This window comes from Bacillus sp. FSL M8-0277 (assembly GCF_037975305.1).
Classification (GTDB): domain Bacteria; phylum Bacillota; class Bacilli; order Bacillales; family Bacillaceae; genus Bacillus; species Bacillus pumilus.
In genome coordinates this window covers 1,390,981-1,407,415 of sequence record NZ_CP150255.1, presented here as the reverse complement: position 1 = coordinate 1,407,415, position 16,435 = coordinate 1,390,981, and the positions used below count along the sequence as shown (strand labels likewise).

Here is a 16,435-nt window from a genome sequence, read left to right as displayed (position 1 = left end):
ATGATTTTCATTGTCAAATGATTTCATAAAAAAGCTTTGACCAATCAATACGATAACCCAATGAAAAACCCGCTCATTCCAATTGGAAGGCGGGTTTTTCATATCGAAGAGATCATCGGTTTCTCATTCGTTCGTTTCATCTATTTGAATAAAATATGGACCATAAGCCGTTTCATGCGTCATCACAAATGTCCATTTTTCATTCCAATCCATCACATACATATCGTTATAATCCATATGATTAGATTGATATGGTAAATCATTGATTAAAAGAGAGCTGGCATTTTCGAAAAGATACGCCTCGTCAACAAATTGATAAAAAACAGTACACTTATCCTTTGATTGTTGAAGAAATGCGTCTATCGCTTCAGCATTTTCAAGGCATGTAACCATTCCAAAACTGCATAAATGCCATAAAAAATCATCTATTGATATCTCGTTTTGTTCTTTCATTGAAAGATGACTAGCAAAACGTTCACGCCACCTCACGCGCAAATGATCTCCCCATTCTGGTTTGTTCATTTTGATTAATTGATTGTTTTTCATAAGATCGAAGTCTCCTCTATGATTCGCTCCATCTATCTGTTGCTTTGATATGCGTGCAATAAGTAAATGATCATTCACCTAAAAAAGCACCTTCCTCTTCCAAGAAGGTACTTACACCGCATCACTTTCAAGCATTTCTTTGACCACACCAACAAATGCTTGCACTTGTTTTAATTGAAAAGAAGCTTCATAGCCTAGCAGCCATGTGTCACGTCCGATTTGCTCTCCATTCACGTCAACAAGCGGTGTTTTATGAACACTTTTTTCGTGGTCGTATAAGGTGACCGAAGGCAAAATGGCGTAGCCGATGCCGTGGTAGGCCATTTGTTTACACGTCTCAATCTGGTCCACTAGAATCGTCTGCTTTGGAGACACTTTGAATTTTTGATGCCACCAGTGCTGGATTTCCTGATAATACGTGCTGTCGCTTTTAAATTGAATAAACGGGCGTTCTGTCTCGATTAACTCGTCCACGTCTTTGATAACGGAATCGACTAAATATAAATGATCTGTCATCAAATATTCCTTTGTTCCCTTCCAATCAGGGTTTCCGCGAATGATCCCAATGTGCACGTGGTCCTCGTATAAGCTTTTGAGCATTTCACTACTCCAGCCGGTCACAAGTGATACCTTCGCATTTGGGTACTTTTCGACATATCGCTTTAACACTTTCGGCAGCCAGTGCTGTCCAATAATGGATGCAACCGCAAGCTTTAGTGTACCGTGAATTTCCCCTTCAAGTTCATCGATTCTCTCTCTCACTCGATCTTGCTCAACCGTCACCTCTTTTGCAAATTGAATGATCTGTTCACCTGCCGAAGTCACGGTGAGCCCTTTCTGAGAACGAAAAAAGATTTTGGTTCCCCACTCTTTTTCAATCGTCTGCAATCTTTGGGATAAAGCAGGCTGAGAGACAAAGAGCCGCTCCGAAGCCTTTCTCATATTCAATTCTTCACTTAGCACAACAAGCATATGTAACTCCTGAAGCTGCATGGGCGTCCCCTTTCTCTCTATAAGTTTTTCTTATTCCATATGGTCATTATATAAATTATAGCTTATGAAGGCAAAAAAAATAAGCTGGGTTTCAGCTCATTTTTTCGCGGCATGAATCACTTCATTTAAGCGCTTTAATACAACACGTCGTGTAAATATTCCTTCAAAGACTTGCTCCTCATTTACGACACAAACAAATCCATTATTCGTTACAGCGTGAACGCCTTTTAGCACAGGATCCGTCGTTTTAAGCCTTGGGATATCAGTAAGCATAACCTCTTCTACCTTCAATTGGTCCAGCTTTTCGAATTCAATTCGTTCTAAACCAAAGATCTTATCCATGATCATATTCGTTCCAATTAACCCATGCAGGTGATAAGAAGGATCTAATACCGGGATGGCTGTATATCCTGTTTTTGTAAGGACCAATAGAGCATGCTCAAGGTTATTTCCAATTTGAACATGTGCCACTTTATCTGCATCAATCATATGCTCGGCTACTGTTGACTCAAGCAATTGAGTTGGTTCTATCTCTATCATGTTTCTTCGACCCCTTTTCTCTCAATCATCAATCATACATTCCCCTTTACCATTAAGCATAAACTAAAACGAAATTTGTCGAAAGATTTTTTCTGCATAAAAAAGATACTCAGCTCCCGAGTATCTAATAGAATGTTCAATCAATATTAATTCTCAAACCTTACTCTGTCATACAATGTGATCAACTGCTTATACGTATTGTCATCGACATTTTTTGTTCCACATTCTATATCATTGATCTCACTGCTTAGTAATTCGACAGCATATTCCTGATTCAGCAATACGTTTAATAATAGCTTTTTCTCTTCTTCATTAAAACGATTTTCGATGACGCTCATCCAACATCAGGCCCCCTGTTTCATATATGCTTTTATATTGATTAGCAGGCTTTTGAATGTCTGCTTCCTCTCTATACAGCTAGAATAAGGAACTAGAATCGAATCGTCAACCGCACGTTTCGACAAGGTTTGGAGAAAAATGACGGAATTTATTTTGTGTATCGATTGGCATAGCAAAATGCTGCGTATGAGTCGGGTTTTATTTTAGCTTCAATTCCCATAGCTGTGATCATTCCGGTCATTTCCTGGATCAGATCTTTTGTACTTCCTTTTTTGCCAATATCCAGATGGGCTTCAAAACGGAGGTCTGCCCCTTCCTCAGCAAACGGAAGAAGCAAATCCATCAGTTCTGTTAAAGGCCCCTCAAGGATGTCTGCACATACCTTTTGGCTAAACGCTGTCTCTAATGAAATTTTTTCTCTAAGGCTTTGCACAGGTCTGCTGATCACTTGTTGCGTGAGGCAGCCCCAAGCCCCTTTGCCAATCCGGTGGAGATGAATTGCAGTCATAAATCTTGTGACATTTTGATTGACCTGAGAGTCCGTACCAATTGATAACACATAGGCGGATCTAGGGTCTTTTCGAATAAAGTCTTTCATTCTCATGACGACATCAGAAAACGCTAAATGATCTTCAGAAAGATTGTAGTAAAAAGAATCACTCACAGAAAGGAACTCCTTTTTAATGGTCTCTTATCCGAAATATGCGCTGAATGATCATCTTCCATTTGTACACTGCGCCAATCATGACACATGTATATTGCCGCAAATAAACGAAGGAATCCTTAGAAAAAACATTTCATACGATTCAGCTTAGGATTGTAAAAGCTCAAAAATCTCAATCGAAATCATATCAATGTTGTCAAATGGGAAAGTATTTGGCTTATCCCCTTGTTGAAAAACAGTCAATTCAAACGTTTGATTCTTTTCGAAATACTTAACACTACAGATTTTCTCACCGTTCACTTCGAAATAACGCTGTGCCGGTTCGTTTGCAGCTTCTGCTGTCTCTTGAAGACTTTGCAGCCTTGTAATGATACCCATTAATTGTGACATTCTAAAAAAAGACTCCTTTCAAAAAAACAACTCAAGATGAACCCGTATTGATTATACACAAGTCCTACAAAGCATCATACCATAAAGTGTTCTCAGATGATATTTTTCCTCTTGAATTCAAAAAAAGAAAAAGAATCTGTTTTTTTAGTTTGAGTCTTTTTTCTAATCTCATGCACCATGTTTTTATAAACCCGCAGATCTCATCAGACGTTTGGCAATTTCGTCAAAATCCTCTTTGGAAATGCCTGGGGCAAACTCTTCCGGTAATTCTCTATAATCTGGCACAGGTGCTCCTTGCGGGGTGCCCTCAATCACTGTGAGCGGTTTTCCATCAATCGGATGACTGCCTTTCCAAATCTTATTAATGTCCTTGTAATCCGTATCACTAAATGTATACAGCTTTGTATGAACATTTTGATCTTCAAATTTCCTCGCTGAATCAAAGTATTTGTTGTCGAGGTTTGGGATTGGTAGCATCTTTCCTACATCTACACCTGTGGCTACCTCAAGCGCCTTTGCATATGCCACAACATGCACTCCGCCCCTGACGAGTAAATAGCCGATCATCTCTCTTGCTGTAGGATGATCTGTCATTTCATATACGCGCATTTTGTGCGTACGTGCTCCGCATTCTAGGAAGAAATTATGAAGGAGGTCAAGAATCAGGTTTCCGCTTGAGAACACATTCTCCCCGGTCCAAGGTTTTGCCATGGAATCAAACGGATAGCCTGTTTGAGCCGTTTGAATAAAATGCTGTGTATTTCGTTTATCGACAGCCGCTTTCATCGGTGTCGTATCTGGATCTCCGCCATGGGTGGTCCCTGTAATCATGAGATTCACAGCTGTGGTCACAAGTTCTACATGACCGAATTCTTCAGCCGTAATGCTGGATACGAGGTCATAAAACGGTTTGAGTTTTCGTTTTCCTCGAAAGTTAAAGGATTGAAACATGTAATTATTTAATGTGGACATTTCGCCGAATTTTCCGCCGAGTAATTCTTGCACAGCAGCAGCACCATTTGCATCTGGGTGATCTGGTCTTGGCAAATCAATCAGCAGCCGCTTGTCACGTTTGATCATGACGTTCCCTCCTACCGTCTAACTGTCATCACTTAAGATGTATGGAAGGATTGGGCTGTCCTATGCATGAGGCGAAGATGAAAAGCACAAAAAAAACTTGGCGGGGGTAGCGCCAAGTTTTTTGGATCTTGATCTGATAGAGGGGTTGGGGAACAGAGAGTAGCTTCTCTCTATAACTAAATGATAATGATTATCAGTTTCATTGTCAACCATTTTTTATTTCTTTTTTTCAATCAAAAAAAGCAGCCTAAAAGGCTACTTAGATTGTTAATAAATGGATAATACAATCTTCACTCTGTGCTTTTAAATTAATCCATCTTGCTCATATAAATAGGCATACGGAAGATCTATAAATAAATACATATCTCCCTCTAACGGGTAAGAAAACGTACGTATCCTCTCACCAGTTTCTAAATCGCTGTAAATATCACTGAAAAATCCTTTCCCGCTCATTCTCATTTGGAGAATATTTGCTAGGAAATAAGGACGCCAGCTCCAGTTTTTCTCGATATATTCAGGCTGGAACAACCATTCTTTTTCTTTTTTAAACACATTTCCAGTGATTTGAAAGCCTTCTTCATTACACATATAAATCCGAAAGCTGCAATCCGATAATTCTAATGCCAGCTTTTGGATGAGTTCATCATTTGTAGTGCATGATTTTTTTAAGGTCGTGACAGCTTGGTGAATTCGTTTATAAAATGTTTCAGAATGTTCGTAGACAGTTTGTAGTTTCTTTTTCTCATGCGCAATAAATTGCTGGAATTCTTCCCTCAGCTGATCTTTTCGTTTATTGCGGTCGATTAATTCCGCCGCCGGCTCGTGAAGATAGAACCCTTGAAAGTATCTGCCACCATTTCTCCAAGCATATTGCAGCTGAAAATTTGCTTCAATGTCTTCATAAATTAAAGCCGCCCCTATTTTTCTCGCAAGCAATGAAATGCTGTACAAGACATATTCATAGGAAGGAGAAGGAGCCGATGCCCTTAATGCGTGTAAATCTATTTTTAATAGATCGGGTGAGAGCAAGGCAATCCGGTCAAGATTGCTGCTTTCTTTTCCGATATTCGAAATGGCGATTTTAATACCATATGTACGAAAATACGTTAACGTATGGTAAAGCTGTTCAATATCGCCGCTAAACGTATGCTCTGTAAATTCGATAACAAACCGATTAAGTTGAATACCCCTTGCTTCATATTGCTTCAAGAGTTCTAAAAAGCTTTCACCATGATCAAGCATCAGGATATTGGCATCATGATTAATAAAAATGAGCAAATCATCATCTGCTGTTGTGAAAAGATCGAGTGCTTGCGTCAGTACTTTATGATCTACTTCCACTTTATATTCGTCAGGAATAGATGAATCCGTAAAGAAGGAGCCTAGGCTAACTGTTTCAGACTCGAGCTTCATTCTTCCTAAAACCTCATAGCCTATCACTTTTTGCTCTTCCGCACTGAATATCGCTTGATAGTGCGGGAAAACATCTTCAATATTCGTTAAAATATCCAATGGATCGACCATTTTCATCACCTGCTTCTCTCTTTGTGTGATTATAACACATCAAAAGCAGGTCTTACATCGTCATTCAAAATGGGGATTGGTTGAGCCATTGCCCCCCATCCATTGTAATACAATCTCCATTTATATAAGACGCTTGTTCAGATAATAAAAAGCTTGCAAGCTTTGCAATTTCCTCTGGTGTACCAAGTCTGCCAAGTGGAACACTATCTACTGTTCTTTGCGCTGCCTCTTCCGATTCCCATAGTTTATCCGCACCACCTGTTCTCTCGATTGGACCTGGCGCGATGGCATTAACGCGAATTCGATATTGCTTACCCCATTCCACTGCAAGCGTTCGAGTGAGAGATAAAACACCGGCCTTTGCTGCCGCTGAATGCGCCACACCTACACCAGCACCCCATGCATAGGTTGCCACCATATTGACCATACTTCCCCTTTTCTTTTGACGAATCCAGTAATTGCCCACTGCATGACTGCAAAAAAATGTTCCATTTAATACAATATCAATGACAGCCTTCCAGCCGTTAGGAGATAGTTTTTCTGCTGGAACTAAAAAGTTTCCTGCAGCATTGTTAATCAGAGCGTCCACATCTCCAAATGTATCTACCGCAAACTTGACCATTTGATCGGCATCCTCTGGGTTTCGTACATCCATTTGGAAGTAAGCGATCGAGCCGCCATTTTGTTTTATTTCATTTGCTACCTTTTCTAACGTTTCTTCTGTTCTTCCAGTAATCACGACATTCCAGCCTTCATGTGCCAAATGGACAGCCATCGCCTTCCCCATTCCGCTTGATCCCCCTGTGACAATCACTGTTTGTTTCGTCATTTGTTCTCCCCCTCTGTGGTTTTGAATGACTATTCATTCATTATTTTCTATCATATCATGATTGACCCTAGATGCACCATATGGGAGATTCTTTAAATATGATGCTATACTTAATTTTATTTATAAAGGAGTCTTATATGAAGCAACTTTCTCGGAGACAGTTTTTAAAAGGAGCAGCTGGCGCGAGCATTCTCGGTTTTTTAGCTACAACATGTGGATACGGATATGCCAGATACATCGAACCACGCATGATCGATACCGTGTCAATGACCATTCGGGATGCTCAGCTTCCAGCTTCATTTGACCAGTTTAAAATTGCTCAATTTAGTGATGTTCATTTAAGTGATACATTTCCTGCGAAGGAATTAGAATCCGTCGTCCAGCAAATCAACGCTGAGTCTCCAGACCTCATTGTGTTCACAGGTGATCTCGTTGATTTTCAAGCATCGATTGAAGAGCATGAAAAAGCGAAAGCCTATTTGACTGAGCTCCATGCCCCGTTTGGTAAGCTCGCGATATGCGGTAATCATGACTACGGACCATTTGGCATTGATCTTTATGAGAATACGATGAAAGATTGCGGCTTTACAATATGTAAAAATGATGTGTTTCCATTAGAAAAAGAAGGGGCGCATATTCAGATTGCTACAATGGATGACCTGATGATGAGTGTGCCGGATTATGACCTGATTAAGCGAGAAGTATCATCTGATTTATTTACCTTGCTGCTCGTACATGAGCCTGATGCAGCATTGGAGCTGGATACAACCCCCATTAACTTGCAGCTTTCTGGACATACCCATGGCGGACAGGTGCAGCTTCCTTTCTACGGACCCATTCTCACAGCACCTTTTGGCCATACATATGTGGAAGGTTTATACGGAAGTTATCAGCACCGAATCTATGTCAACCGCGGACTTGGGACAACAAGACTGCCGCTTCGATTTTTAGCCAAACCTGAATTAACCTTTTTCACCCTCTCTTCTCGCATTTAGACAGAAGCCAAACCGCTTCTTTTTGCATATAGATAATCAAAGATCTTTCTCATGACAAATGTTAGGAGAAACCTTCCTTAGCCTGATTCCGTCCATATATAGATTGAGTGACAGGCATCATGGCTTCTTTTATTTGAGCAAAAGGAGTGTCCTTTGGTGCTGCGATATACGGTAAAACGCGGAGAAACGCTTGCTTCTATAGCGCTTGATTTTCGAACAACAACAGAAGCTTTAAAGGCTGCAAACCCTTCACTGCAAGGCCGAGAGCCGTTACAAAATGAGGTCATTATCATTCCTGGTCTGCCCGATCCTAATACGATCCCTTACCGCATCTCTGTTTCGATCTCAAGCAAACGTCTCGTTTTGTTTTCTGGATCAGAGCTGATTCGGTCGTATCCGATTGCAACAGGAAGAATTTTAAATATGACACCGACAGGTTCTTATTATATTGTGAACAGACAGCCAAACCCAGGAGGTCCCTTTGGCGCCTATTGGCTAAGCCTCTCGAAAGTTCATTACGGCATCCACGGTACGAATAACCCGTCTTCAATTGGTAAAGCTGTGTCTAGAGGATGCATTCGTATGTATAATCAGAATGTCATCGAACTTGCTTCAATCGTTCCAAATGGAACACCTGTGACCATTAGCCAGTAGGAGAAATTAATTGTATGAATGCTTAAAATTTTATATGATATAAAGTGGGATCTTCAGGTTAAGGAGCGTATTTATGGATATTTTTAAAAACAGAAATTTTGTTCGTCTCTTTTTTGCAGCACTTGCTTCGCAAATGGGGACAACAGTAGGCAATATGGCGTTTGCCTTTTATTTGCTCGATCATTTTAGTCATCAGCCCGCCTATGCCACATTAGCAGAGCTCATGTATTCACTTCCAACGATCTTTGTCTTTTTTATGGTCGGTGTCGTAGCAGATCGTTTTGATCGTAAAAAAGTCGCAGAGAATTGCGATTGGATACGAGCTGGGCTGACGATTGTTTTATTCATTGTTATTTATTTCAATTCACTTCCACTTATTTTCTTGATCTTGTTTATACGAAGTGCCATTACGAAGTTCTTCTATCCAGCTGAAGCCTCTCTCGTTCAGGCGATTTTAAATAAAGATCAATATGCAAAAGCCGCTGGCTTAAATCAAATGCTGTTTAGTTTATTCATGGTATTTGGTGTTGGAATCGGTGCGATTATGTATAAGACAATTGGACTTCACGGTGCCATTACCATTGATTTGATCAGTTTTATTGTGTCAGGCATCCTGATTCGTACATGTAACATTCCAATTGAAGCACGTCAGCCAAATGGACAAGCAGGCTGGAGAGGCATGACCATTAAAACGTCTCTAAAAGATTTTAAAGAAGGCATTCTTTACATTATAAAAAATAAATTATTGGCTTCTTTAATTTTTGGCTTCTTTGTTTTTGGTCTAGTCAATGGCGCATTTGCTGTACTTCCGATGTTTACAATGAAATATGGCCTTTCACCGGACCATTTTGAACTGCATACATCATTCTTTACAATCGCAATCGGTGCCGGTCTACTTGTTGGTAGCTTAATGGGCTCTGTTCTCGCTAAAAAAGTAAAGATGCAATATCTCATGTCGCTTCCAATTTTGGTTGCAGGCATTCTGATTTTTGTACTTGGTTCCACGCATACACTATGGTTGTTTTATGTCACATCATTTGTCATTGGTACATGCATTGGCCCAGTCAACATTGTCATTGGCGGCTGGCTGCCGAGAATCGTCCATCCTCGTCTGATGGGACGTGTGTCAGGATGGGTTGATCCGCTTACCATGTTTGCTCAATCCTTGACATTAGGTTTGATTGCGGTACTATTTCCAAAACTCATTACAAACGTTTCTTATATTTATTACGGAATGGGCGTTATTATTTTACTCGTTTTCCTTTTTTACTTCTTTACACTGCCAAAGTTCAGCAGAGAAACTGACGACTTAGACGTGCAGCGTGAACTAAAAGGTCAGGGAGCGCAATAAATGAAGCAAAAAGGACTTTCTTCTATAGAAAGTCCTTTTTGCATGGCTGAAACACAAACGGCACTTATTTTTTCTGCTCATCGAAATGATTGGAAGCAAAGGATGAATCGAACGATCATCTATCACGTACACAATGCCTCCAACGACAAGTGCGACCAATAAAGGAGTTAACATATCTTCAATCTAAACAGTCCTGTCTGTTCTCATTAACTTTGATCTTATAACATATTTTTCTTTTTATGAAATAAAAGGAATGTGTATAAAATTGCAATATTTTTAATAAAAAATCTTTACATCTTTGGAAGTTTTATAGTAGTATAGTCAGGTTGGAGGTGAGGGGTATGCTAAAAAGTTATTATTTTATTCATACAAAAGATGATCAAGGTCAATATGTTGTACATACAGAAGATTGTGCATTTTTAGGTGATGCTTCAAGCCGTAAATTGATTGGTCTGCACATGAGTGGCGAGAGCGCCATTGATGAGGCTAAACAAATGACGAATGAAACTGATTTTAATGGTTGCTTCTACTGCGCTTATTCAAGTCATAAGAAATAGACCATGTGATTAAACCATATGTTCGGGCATGTTGTCTGGCATATGGTAAATTTTCAGGCGCAACATGAATACAAATTGAGAAACTACCCATTTATTTAAATAGGTAGTTATCACGAACTAATAGTTCACTTCATATATATTTCACCCAGTCAATTCTTCTTGCAATGAAAATCTCTCTTTGAACACCCTTCCTTCTCATTTTTTTGGCTGATATAATGCCATGAATAAAATCATGTATACAATACAAGCTGTCCCAGCCCATTGAAAAAAACCAAATGGCTCCTTTAACCAAAAAACAGTCGTGACAACTGCCGCAAGGGGCTCGACACTTCCAATTAAGCTTGACTCTTTCGGTGATAAATATTGCAAGCTTTCTATGTAAAACCAAAAAGCGATCATTGTACCAAATATGATAACAAACAATAAATAAACATACGCTTCAACAGGTAAATGCGAAAGATTTATCTTCCATGGCGGATGGACTAAGCTAAGGGCGGCTCCCCCAATCAGCATCGCCCAGCCGACAACGACTAAAGAATCAAATTCTTTTAACAGATTGATTGGATATAGCGTATAAAACGAAAGCGCTACAGCAGACAGTATTCCCCAAACCACTGCGACAAATGGAACGGTTAATGTTGAAACAGAACCATTCGTCAATAAGAGAAACATGCCCATGAACGCCAATGACACCGTCAGCATATCTCTTTTGGTAAAAGTAGATTGGCGGCGAAGTACTAAATACATGATAATCATAACAGGGGCCGTATACTGCAGAAGCGTCGCCACAGCTGCATTCCCAAGTTGAATGGATGCCATATAAGTATATTGAACAGCTAGCATGCCCATTACTCCAAATATCAGGACTTGCATAGCCGTCCTCTTCTTTTTCCACACACCAATTAGTTGCGCTCGTTCTTTTGTCATGAAATGAACAAATAAAAGCAGTCCACCTGAAATAAGCAGCCTGACAGTCACAAGCCAATTGACATAAATCCCATATTGCTGAAACAATTTTTGTGAAACAGTTCCTCCTACTCCCCAACAGATGGCACCAATCAGCACAAGCAAAATTCCCTTATTTCTATCCATTTCGTTCTCCTCAACTCTCAAACAATCATGATAATATAGTTGATAGTAGTTCACTTTGTTACATATTGATATATCAATTGAACATAAAAATAAAAGAATATTGAGGAGAACCATGAACAACCATCATTTTCTTATTGACTACAATTTGAAAGAATTAACGGAGCATTCTACTACGACCTGGTCTATCGCTCTTTATCATACGAAAATTTGTGATCATAGAAGCGGCCACATCCCTCTTCACTGGCATGACGAATTTCAATTTGTTTTTATTTTAGAGGGGGAAGCTGAATTTCACATCAATGAAGAGACGATATGTTTGAAGGAAGGAGATGGCGTATTCATCAATAGTGGCTTCCTGCATATGGCAAAAGATGCGAATGGGACAACTTGTACATATCTTTGTCTAAACATTTCCCCACATTTCATCACAGCCAATGAATTATTTACCACTTTCGTTCATCCTTATATGCATGCGAGTCAGACACCTTATATTTTATTGAACCGAAAAGACCACTGGCCAAATCATATCTATCAATGTATTCAAACCATTCAGCGATTAATTGATGAAACTCCAGCATATTATGAGCTTGAACTCAATATTCAACTCATCACCATGTGGAAATGTTTATTACAAAATGGCTTTCAAATAAAATATGATGCACGGCAGCATGATAAAAATGAACGGATGAAACCTATGCTGAATTGGATTCACCAGCATTATCACGAAAAGGTGCTTCTTCAAGATATCGCTCGAGCAGGTCAGCTAAGCCGATCTGAATGCTGCAGATACTTCAAAGATATTCTAAAGAAGACACCTCTTCATTATGTGAATGAATATAGAGTTCAACAAAGTCTCATCCTGCTTCAAGAAACAGACTTCTATATAACAGAAATTGCTTACAAAGTCGGCTTCAACAGCACAAGTTATTTTATTAGTATGTTTAAAAGAATAAAAAATACGACACCTTTAGCATATAGAAAATTAAAAGCGCCGCATTCTTTGTAACTGAAACAGATTGAAGAAAAATCATGATGGATAGATACTAGTGTCTTTGCACACCATTCTGTCATTTTTATATACAAACACGTTTTAGAACCGTCATGAATGGCTATTGTAAATAAGAACAATGGAAATCCTATCGCTTTTCACAATAAGTCTATTTGCAATTTACTAATAAAAACGTATAATTTATACTAAGCACAGGAAGACGAAAGACAAAGGAGAGAAAAAATGGACGATTATGCTCATACTAAAGACATAGAACCTACAGCAGAAAACATCGCAAAAGCCATTTATACTGTTAACCGCCATGCTAAAACCGCACCAAATCCCAAGTTTCTTTATCTTTTGAAAAAACGTGCGCTGCAAAAACTATTGCAAGAAGGTAAAGGAAGAAAAGTGGGCCTACATTTCTCTAACAATCCCAAATATAGTCAACAACAGTCCGACGTGCTGATTGAAATTGGAGATTATTATTTTCACCTGCCACCAACCAAAGAAGACTTCGAATTTTTGCCACACTTAGGAAATTTAAATCAATCATATCGCAATCCGAAAGCGAATATGTCATTAAACCGAGCAAAGCAACTGCTTCAAACGTATGTCGGTTTAAAAGAAAAACCTACCGCCACAAAACAAAAATCACATTATACAAAGCCCGTCTTCAAACGACTCGGGGAAAGTTATTTTTAAACAAAAAACCACTCATGACGAGTGGTTTTTCCTTTAGATTATAAAGTGATCGACTTTTTCAATCAGCTGATGAATTTCTGGTTTACTAATTTGATCATCTGCACCAATTGTTTCCCCTTTATGGCGCAAATCTTCAGTGATTAACGAAGAGAAGATAAGAATCGGTATGGAACTTGTTAAAGGATTTTCCTTCAACAGTTTCGTTAATCGGTGACCATCCATTTTAGGCATTTCAATATCTGTAATAATCATATCAATTTCTTCTGTCACAGTAATTCCTTTGCTAACAAGGTCCATGACGTGGTCATATGCCTGTTTCCCGTCTTCAAAGGTCACAATGTTTTTATAGCCTGCTTCGGTTAATTCATTTGTTAATAAACGCATGAGAAGCGGAGAGTCTTCAACGACATAAAGCTTCTTCCCTGTTCTTCTCTCGTCTTTCTCACCGTCAAACATATGATACGTTTCTACTCCAGAAGCGGATTCAATATCATAAATGATTTTCTCATAATCTGGAAGGAAAACCATTTTCTCATCAAGCTTAATGATACCGGTCAAATGACGTTCCATCCCTTGATTGAGTGCAGTTGGCTTTTCAATCTCTTCCCAGCTAACGCGGTGAATTTGTGATACCGTTCCTGTATGGAACACAAATTTCCGTTGGTTGAATTCAGTCACAATATATTTCTCTTGTTCTGACTGATCTGACTCGACATTAAAAAAGGAAAATAGATTGATGACTGGTAAAATCTCGCCTCGTAAACTAATCATCCCTTCTACATCTTGATGAGAGTGCGGTACTGCCGTCACCTCAACCGGCTGGATGATTTCTCTTACTTTCATGACGTTAATGCCGAATTGATTTGAACCAATTTCAAACTTCACAATTTCCAATTCATTGGTACCAGAGTCAAGTAAAATTTCTTGTTTGTTTAAAGCCACGGAAATCCCTCTATTCTTCAATATAAGATTGTACTTTTTATATCGGCAGCATAGGTAAAAAGTTGACGTTTCTTTACGCTTTCTCTCGTACGAATTGATGAATCACAAGTCCTATCGCTGCAAGAATAAGTAAAGACCCTAGCGCAAGGCGGCTTGCGAGGTTTCCGTGCTCTGCAAACAGCAGAGTGACTGACCCATAAATGATGGGTCCAATAATGGAAGACACCTTCCCTGAGAATGCGAAGAGACCAAAAAACTGTCCTCTCTTTTCCTTCGGTGTCAGCTCAATAATCAATATTCGTGATGCCCCCCAGCTTGCGCCGAGTGAAATACCGAATAAACTGCCAGCCACCCAGAAGACCCATTCCGTTGTGGCTGAGACAGCCAGAATCAGGGCAACGATCAAAATCACATACACGACTGTAATCGAGCGCTTTGCCCCAATCGCTTTTGTGATATATCCAAATAAAAAGGAGCCAATGATACTTGAAATGGTCGACACAAGATAAAGCAGAATAAATTGTCCAGCGGTAAAGCCAATGATGATTTTGGCATACACCGCCATCATCGCAATCGCTGTCTGTAGGGCATCATTCATAAAAAAGAAAGCAATCATAAAGATAAAAGCCGGCTTGTAATGTTTCATCTCTTTAAACGTGCGAATAATTTCTTTATACCCGCTGAAAAATGACGCCTTTTTCTCTGGCTGCGGCAGTGGATGAGGGTCTTTTACAAAAAAGAGAAATGGCAGGAAAAAGAGAAAGAATAATAGTGCTGTCGGAATAAATGCTTCATGAAATTGGTCATTGCCAACAAGTAAATAAACTGTGAGACCGACAAGCGTCCCTAAATAACCAACGGCAATGCCAAATCCAGAAATAAGCGGTATTTCATCCTTTGTCCCAAGATCGGGCAGGATGGTGTCATAAAACACTAGGCTCGAGTGATAGAAGAATTTTGCAATCACAAACAAGGTGACCACTGCTAATAAAGAGACAGGCAGCCCAAACCATTCGCTTGAGAAATCAATCCCAGCAAAGATCCCCATCAAAAATGTACAAGCTATACATATTAGAGTAAACACTGTGATATAGCGCTTCTTTTTTCCTGTACGATCGATCAGGACTCCGTATAATGGTGTGAAAATGACGAGAAAAAAACTGGCTAGTGCGTTTGCATAAGAAATAAATGTACTAGCGATCTGATCCATTCTCGCACTGTCTCCGATTGTTTCCTGCAAGTAGAACGGGAAGAAAATGGTGATCATATTCGATGAAAATATTGTATTTGCAAAGTCATACAATGCCCAGGCCAAAATGGGTGCTGTCAAAAACAGACCGAAGCCTGCCCCTTTTTTCTGCATGGTCTTTTTCCCTGTTTTCAATCGTTTGTCTCCCTTCCCTGCCTGATTTTTCACTATCATTCTATTTTATGTCATACGTCCCTCTTCCATACAAGCAATCTATACAAAAAGCACCTCTTACGATTGAGCAGAGGTGCTTTTTTTCATTATTTCTTCACAACAATGGTACTTGCAATTAAATCGTGAAGTGCTTGTTTTTTCTCTGTGAAAAAGGCAATGATGTAGCCAATATATAAGATTGGAGACAAAAAGCCTTTTGCAAAGAAGCGACCTGTTGCACGGCCGAATGTCACTTTTTCGCCCGTTACTCTTGTCACTTTAATCCCAAGAGCCATCTTACCAAGCGTTCCTTGCAGTTTTGATGATTCCATGATGGCGTAATAAAGCCATGTCACCACAATACCGACCAAGATCGCTCCTATATAGAAAAAGATAAGTCCCATAATCACTGCCCATTCCTCATCTGTCATAACAGTTGTTGAATAGTAATAGCTGTCGTCATCCATCATCAATGCTGCCTCTGGACTTGAGACAAAAAAGAGTGTTGCCAAAATAAACATGATAAAAGAATATGGTACGCCGATGATGATACCATCCAAAAGGTGTGCAAGAAAACGATAGCCTACGCCTGCTAGCTCAGGATGTTTCTTTTCTTGAATGTGTGGTTCTGTTATGTTTGTTTCCATCCTATTTCTCCTTTATTATGTATGTTTTCTATAAATTTCTTATAATCATTCGTTATTATATCTTATGAATATCGCAAGATCAATGTAACTTTACACTTTTACATATATTTTAGATCAGTTCGTCCTCAATGATTTATGTGAATAAATACTGAAAATTTGTGAAAATCATGGTAATTCTAGTTCTTTTACCTCCTGAT

General features: G+C 39.3%; 20 protein-coding genes. 7 read left to right on the top strand and 13 right to left on the bottom strand.

Going from position 1 to position 16,435, the window contains the following annotated elements:
• Window positions 1-123: 123 nt before the first annotated feature.
• The 9 genes from MKZ05_RS06925 to fadH all read right to left on the bottom strand — a co-directional run bounded on the left by MKZ05_RS06925 (window position 124) and on the right by fadH (window position 6,905).
• On the bottom strand, window positions 124-546 hold the full coding sequence (locus tag MKZ05_RS06925; protein ID WP_226805329.1) for a DUF4275 family protein: 423 nt from the start codon (window positions 544-546) through the stop codon (window positions 124-126).
• Window positions 547-657: 111 nt separating this feature from the next.
• On the bottom strand, window positions 658-1,539 hold the full coding sequence (locus tag MKZ05_RS06920) for a LysR family transcriptional regulator (protein ID WP_003211236.1): 882 nt from the start codon (window positions 1,537-1,539) through the stop codon (window positions 658-660).
• A gap of 96 nt (window positions 1,540-1,635) precedes the next feature.
• Window positions 1,636-2,079: a cyclic-di-AMP-binding protein CbpB gene (gene cbpB / locus MKZ05_RS06915; RefSeq protein WP_003210874.1), complete on the bottom strand. Its 444-nt coding sequence runs from the start codon at window positions 2,077-2,079 to the stop codon at window positions 1,636-1,638.
• A gap of 146 nt (window positions 2,080-2,225) precedes the next feature.
• Window positions 2,226-2,417: an antirepressor AbbA gene (abbA, locus tag MKZ05_RS06910; RefSeq protein WP_003210802.1), complete on the bottom strand. Its 192-nt coding sequence runs from the start codon at window positions 2,415-2,417 to the stop codon at window positions 2,226-2,228.
• A 149-nt stretch (window positions 2,418-2,566) separates the two neighbouring features.
• Window positions 2,567-3,082 (bottom strand): ribonuclease H-like YkuK family protein, encoded by a 516-nt coding sequence (locus MKZ05_RS06905; protein ID WP_003212504.1) that lies wholly within the window; start codon window positions 3,080-3,082, stop codon window positions 2,567-2,569.
• Between the two features lie 147 nt (window positions 3,083-3,229).
• A complete protein-coding gene (locus MKZ05_RS06900) occupies window positions 3,230-3,472 on the bottom strand; it encodes a DUF1797 family protein (RefSeq protein ID WP_003212254.1) in 243 nt (80 codons plus the stop codon).
• A 183-nt stretch (window positions 3,473-3,655) separates the two neighbouring features.
• Window positions 3,656-4,552, bottom strand: coding sequence for a manganese catalase family protein (locus MKZ05_RS06895; RefSeq protein WP_003210823.1), 897 nt, complete (start codon window positions 4,550-4,552; stop codon window positions 3,656-3,658).
• A gap of 303 nt (window positions 4,553-4,855) precedes the next feature.
• On the bottom strand, window positions 4,856-6,076 hold the full coding sequence (locus MKZ05_RS06890; protein ID WP_321999033.1) for an EAL-associated domain-containing protein: 1,221 nt from the start codon (window positions 6,074-6,076) through the stop codon (window positions 4,856-4,858).
• A 64-nt stretch (window positions 6,077-6,140) separates the two neighbouring features.
• The gene (fadH, locus tag MKZ05_RS06885; RefSeq protein ID WP_003211125.1) at window positions 6,141-6,905 is read right to left on the bottom strand and encodes a 2,4-dienoyl-CoA reductase; all 765 of its coding nucleotides are present in this window, start codon (window positions 6,903-6,905) and stop codon (window positions 6,141-6,143) included.
• A gap of 137 nt (window positions 6,906-7,042) precedes the next feature.
• Between fadH and MKZ05_RS06880 the strand changes: the two genes are divergently transcribed.
• The 5 genes from MKZ05_RS06880 to MKZ05_RS06860 all read left to right on the top strand — a co-directional run bounded on the left by MKZ05_RS06880 (window position 7,043) and on the right by MKZ05_RS06860 (window position 10,462).
• A complete protein-coding gene (locus tag MKZ05_RS06880) occupies window positions 7,043-7,900 on the top strand; it encodes a metallophosphoesterase (protein ID WP_050945144.1) in 858 nt (285 codons plus the stop codon).
• Between the two features lie 156 nt (window positions 7,901-8,056).
• Window positions 8,057-8,554, top strand: coding sequence for a L,D-transpeptidase family protein (locus tag MKZ05_RS06875; protein ID WP_034619946.1), 498 nt, complete (start codon window positions 8,057-8,059; stop codon window positions 8,552-8,554).
• Window positions 8,555-8,627: 73 nt separating this feature from the next.
• Window positions 8,628-9,905, top strand: coding sequence for an MFS transporter (locus MKZ05_RS06870; protein WP_044142063.1), 1,278 nt, complete (start codon window positions 8,628-8,630; stop codon window positions 9,903-9,905).
• Window positions 9,906-10,067, top strand: a complete 162-nt coding sequence (locus MKZ05_RS06865) for a hypothetical protein (protein ID WP_170965988.1) — start codon at window positions 9,906-9,908, stop codon at window positions 10,065-10,067.
• 179 nt (window positions 10,068-10,246) lie between these two features.
• Window positions 10,247-10,462: a hypothetical protein gene (locus tag MKZ05_RS06860; protein ID WP_050945147.1), complete on the top strand. Its 216-nt coding sequence runs from the start codon at window positions 10,247-10,249 to the stop codon at window positions 10,460-10,462.
• Between the two features lie 195 nt (window positions 10,463-10,657).
• Here the strand turns inward: MKZ05_RS06860 and MKZ05_RS06855 are convergent, their stop codons facing one another.
• Window positions 10,658-11,554, bottom strand: a complete 897-nt coding sequence (locus MKZ05_RS06855) for a DMT family transporter (protein WP_003211579.1) — start codon at window positions 11,552-11,554, stop codon at window positions 10,658-10,660.
• Between the two features lie 112 nt (window positions 11,555-11,666).
• Here MKZ05_RS06855 and MKZ05_RS06850 point away from each other — a divergent pair, with 112 nt between their 5' ends.
• Together MKZ05_RS06850 and MKZ05_RS06845 are read left to right on the top strand one after the other, a co-directional pair.
• Complete coding sequence (locus MKZ05_RS06850) at window positions 11,667-12,560, top strand: AraC family transcriptional regulator (protein ID WP_339161957.1); 894 nt, start codon at window positions 11,667-11,669, stop codon at window positions 12,558-12,560.
• A 225-nt stretch (window positions 12,561-12,785) separates the two neighbouring features.
• The gene (locus MKZ05_RS06845; protein WP_012009774.1) at window positions 12,786-13,247 is read left to right on the top strand and encodes a YkyB family protein; all 462 of its coding nucleotides are present in this window, start codon (window positions 12,786-12,788) and stop codon (window positions 13,245-13,247) included.
• 33 nt (window positions 13,248-13,280) lie between these two features.
• On the opposite strand, the gene MKZ05_RS06840 is transcribed toward MKZ05_RS06845, so the two are convergent.
• The 3 genes from MKZ05_RS06840 to MKZ05_RS06830 form a co-directional block, all read right to left on the bottom strand.
• Complete coding sequence (locus MKZ05_RS06840) at window positions 13,281-14,189, bottom strand: chemotaxis protein (RefSeq protein ID WP_003212225.1); 909 nt, start codon at window positions 14,187-14,189, stop codon at window positions 13,281-13,283.
• Window positions 14,190-14,262: 73 nt separating this feature from the next.
• The gene (locus MKZ05_RS06835) at window positions 14,263-15,573 is read right to left on the bottom strand and encodes an MFS transporter (RefSeq protein ID WP_339161955.1); all 1,311 of its coding nucleotides are present in this window, start codon (window positions 15,571-15,573) and stop codon (window positions 14,263-14,265) included.
• Between the two features lie 125 nt (window positions 15,574-15,698).
• On the bottom strand, window positions 15,699-16,238 hold the full coding sequence (locus MKZ05_RS06830) for an RDD family protein (RefSeq protein ID WP_003211813.1): 540 nt from the start codon (window positions 16,236-16,238) through the stop codon (window positions 15,699-15,701).
• Between the last annotated feature and the right edge of the window lie 197 nt (window positions 16,239-16,435).

Excerpts from the sequence above, each read along its gene's own strand:
- MKZ05_RS06830 (WP_003211813.1), bottom strand. The coding sequence starts at position 16,238 with ATGGAAACAAACATAACAGAACCACACATTCAAGAAAAGAAACATCCT.
- MKZ05_RS06865 (WP_170965988.1), top strand. The coding sequence starts at position 9,906 with ATGAAGCAAAAAGGACTTTCTTCTATAGAAAGTCCTTTTTGCATGGCT.
- MKZ05_RS06880 (WP_050945144.1), top strand. The coding sequence starts at position 7,043 with ATGAAGCAACTTTCTCGGAGACAGTTTTTAAAAGGAGCAGCTGGCGCG.
- MKZ05_RS06920 (WP_003211236.1), bottom strand. The coding sequence starts at position 1,539 with ATGCAGCTTCAGGAGTTACATATGCTTGTTGTGCTAAGTGAAGAATTG.
- MKZ05_RS06850 (WP_339161957.1), top strand. The coding sequence starts at position 11,667 with ATGAACAACCATCATTTTCTTATTGACTACAATTTGAAAGAATTAACG.
- fadH (WP_003211125.1), bottom strand. The coding sequence starts at position 6,905 with ATGACGAAACAAACAGTGATTGTCACAGGGGGATCAAGCGGAATGGGG.
- abbA (WP_003210802.1), bottom strand. The coding sequence starts at position 2,417 with ATGAGCGTCATCGAAAATCGTTTTAATGAAGAAGAGAAAAAGCTATTA.
- MKZ05_RS06845 (WP_012009774.1), top strand. The coding sequence starts at position 12,786 with ATGGACGATTATGCTCATACTAAAGACATAGAACCTACAGCAGAAAAC.
- MKZ05_RS06860 (WP_050945147.1), top strand. The coding sequence starts at position 10,247 with ATGCTAAAAAGTTATTATTTTATTCATACAAAAGATGATCAAGGTCAA.
- MKZ05_RS06870 (WP_044142063.1), top strand. The coding sequence starts at position 8,628 with ATGGATATTTTTAAAAACAGAAATTTTGTTCGTCTCTTTTTTGCAGCA.
- MKZ05_RS06895 (WP_003210823.1), bottom strand. The coding sequence starts at position 4,552 with ATGATCAAACGTGACAAGCGGCTGCTGATTGATTTGCCAAGACCAGAT.
- MKZ05_RS06900 (WP_003212254.1), bottom strand. The coding sequence starts at position 3,472 with ATGTCACAATTAATGGGTATCATTACAAGGCTGCAAAGTCTTCAAGAG.
- cbpB (WP_003210874.1), bottom strand. The coding sequence starts at position 2,079 with ATGATAGAGATAGAACCAACTCAATTGCTTGAGTCAACAGTAGCCGAG.
- MKZ05_RS06855 (WP_003211579.1), bottom strand. The coding sequence starts at position 11,554 with ATGGATAGAAATAAGGGAATTTTGCTTGTGCTGATTGGTGCCATCTGT.
- MKZ05_RS06925 (WP_226805329.1), bottom strand. The coding sequence starts at position 546 with ATGAAAAACAATCAATTAATCAAAATGAACAAACCAGAATGGGGAGAT.
- MKZ05_RS06890 (WP_321999033.1), bottom strand. The coding sequence starts at position 6,076 with ATGGTCGATCCATTGGATATTTTAACGAATATTGAAGATGTTTTCCCG.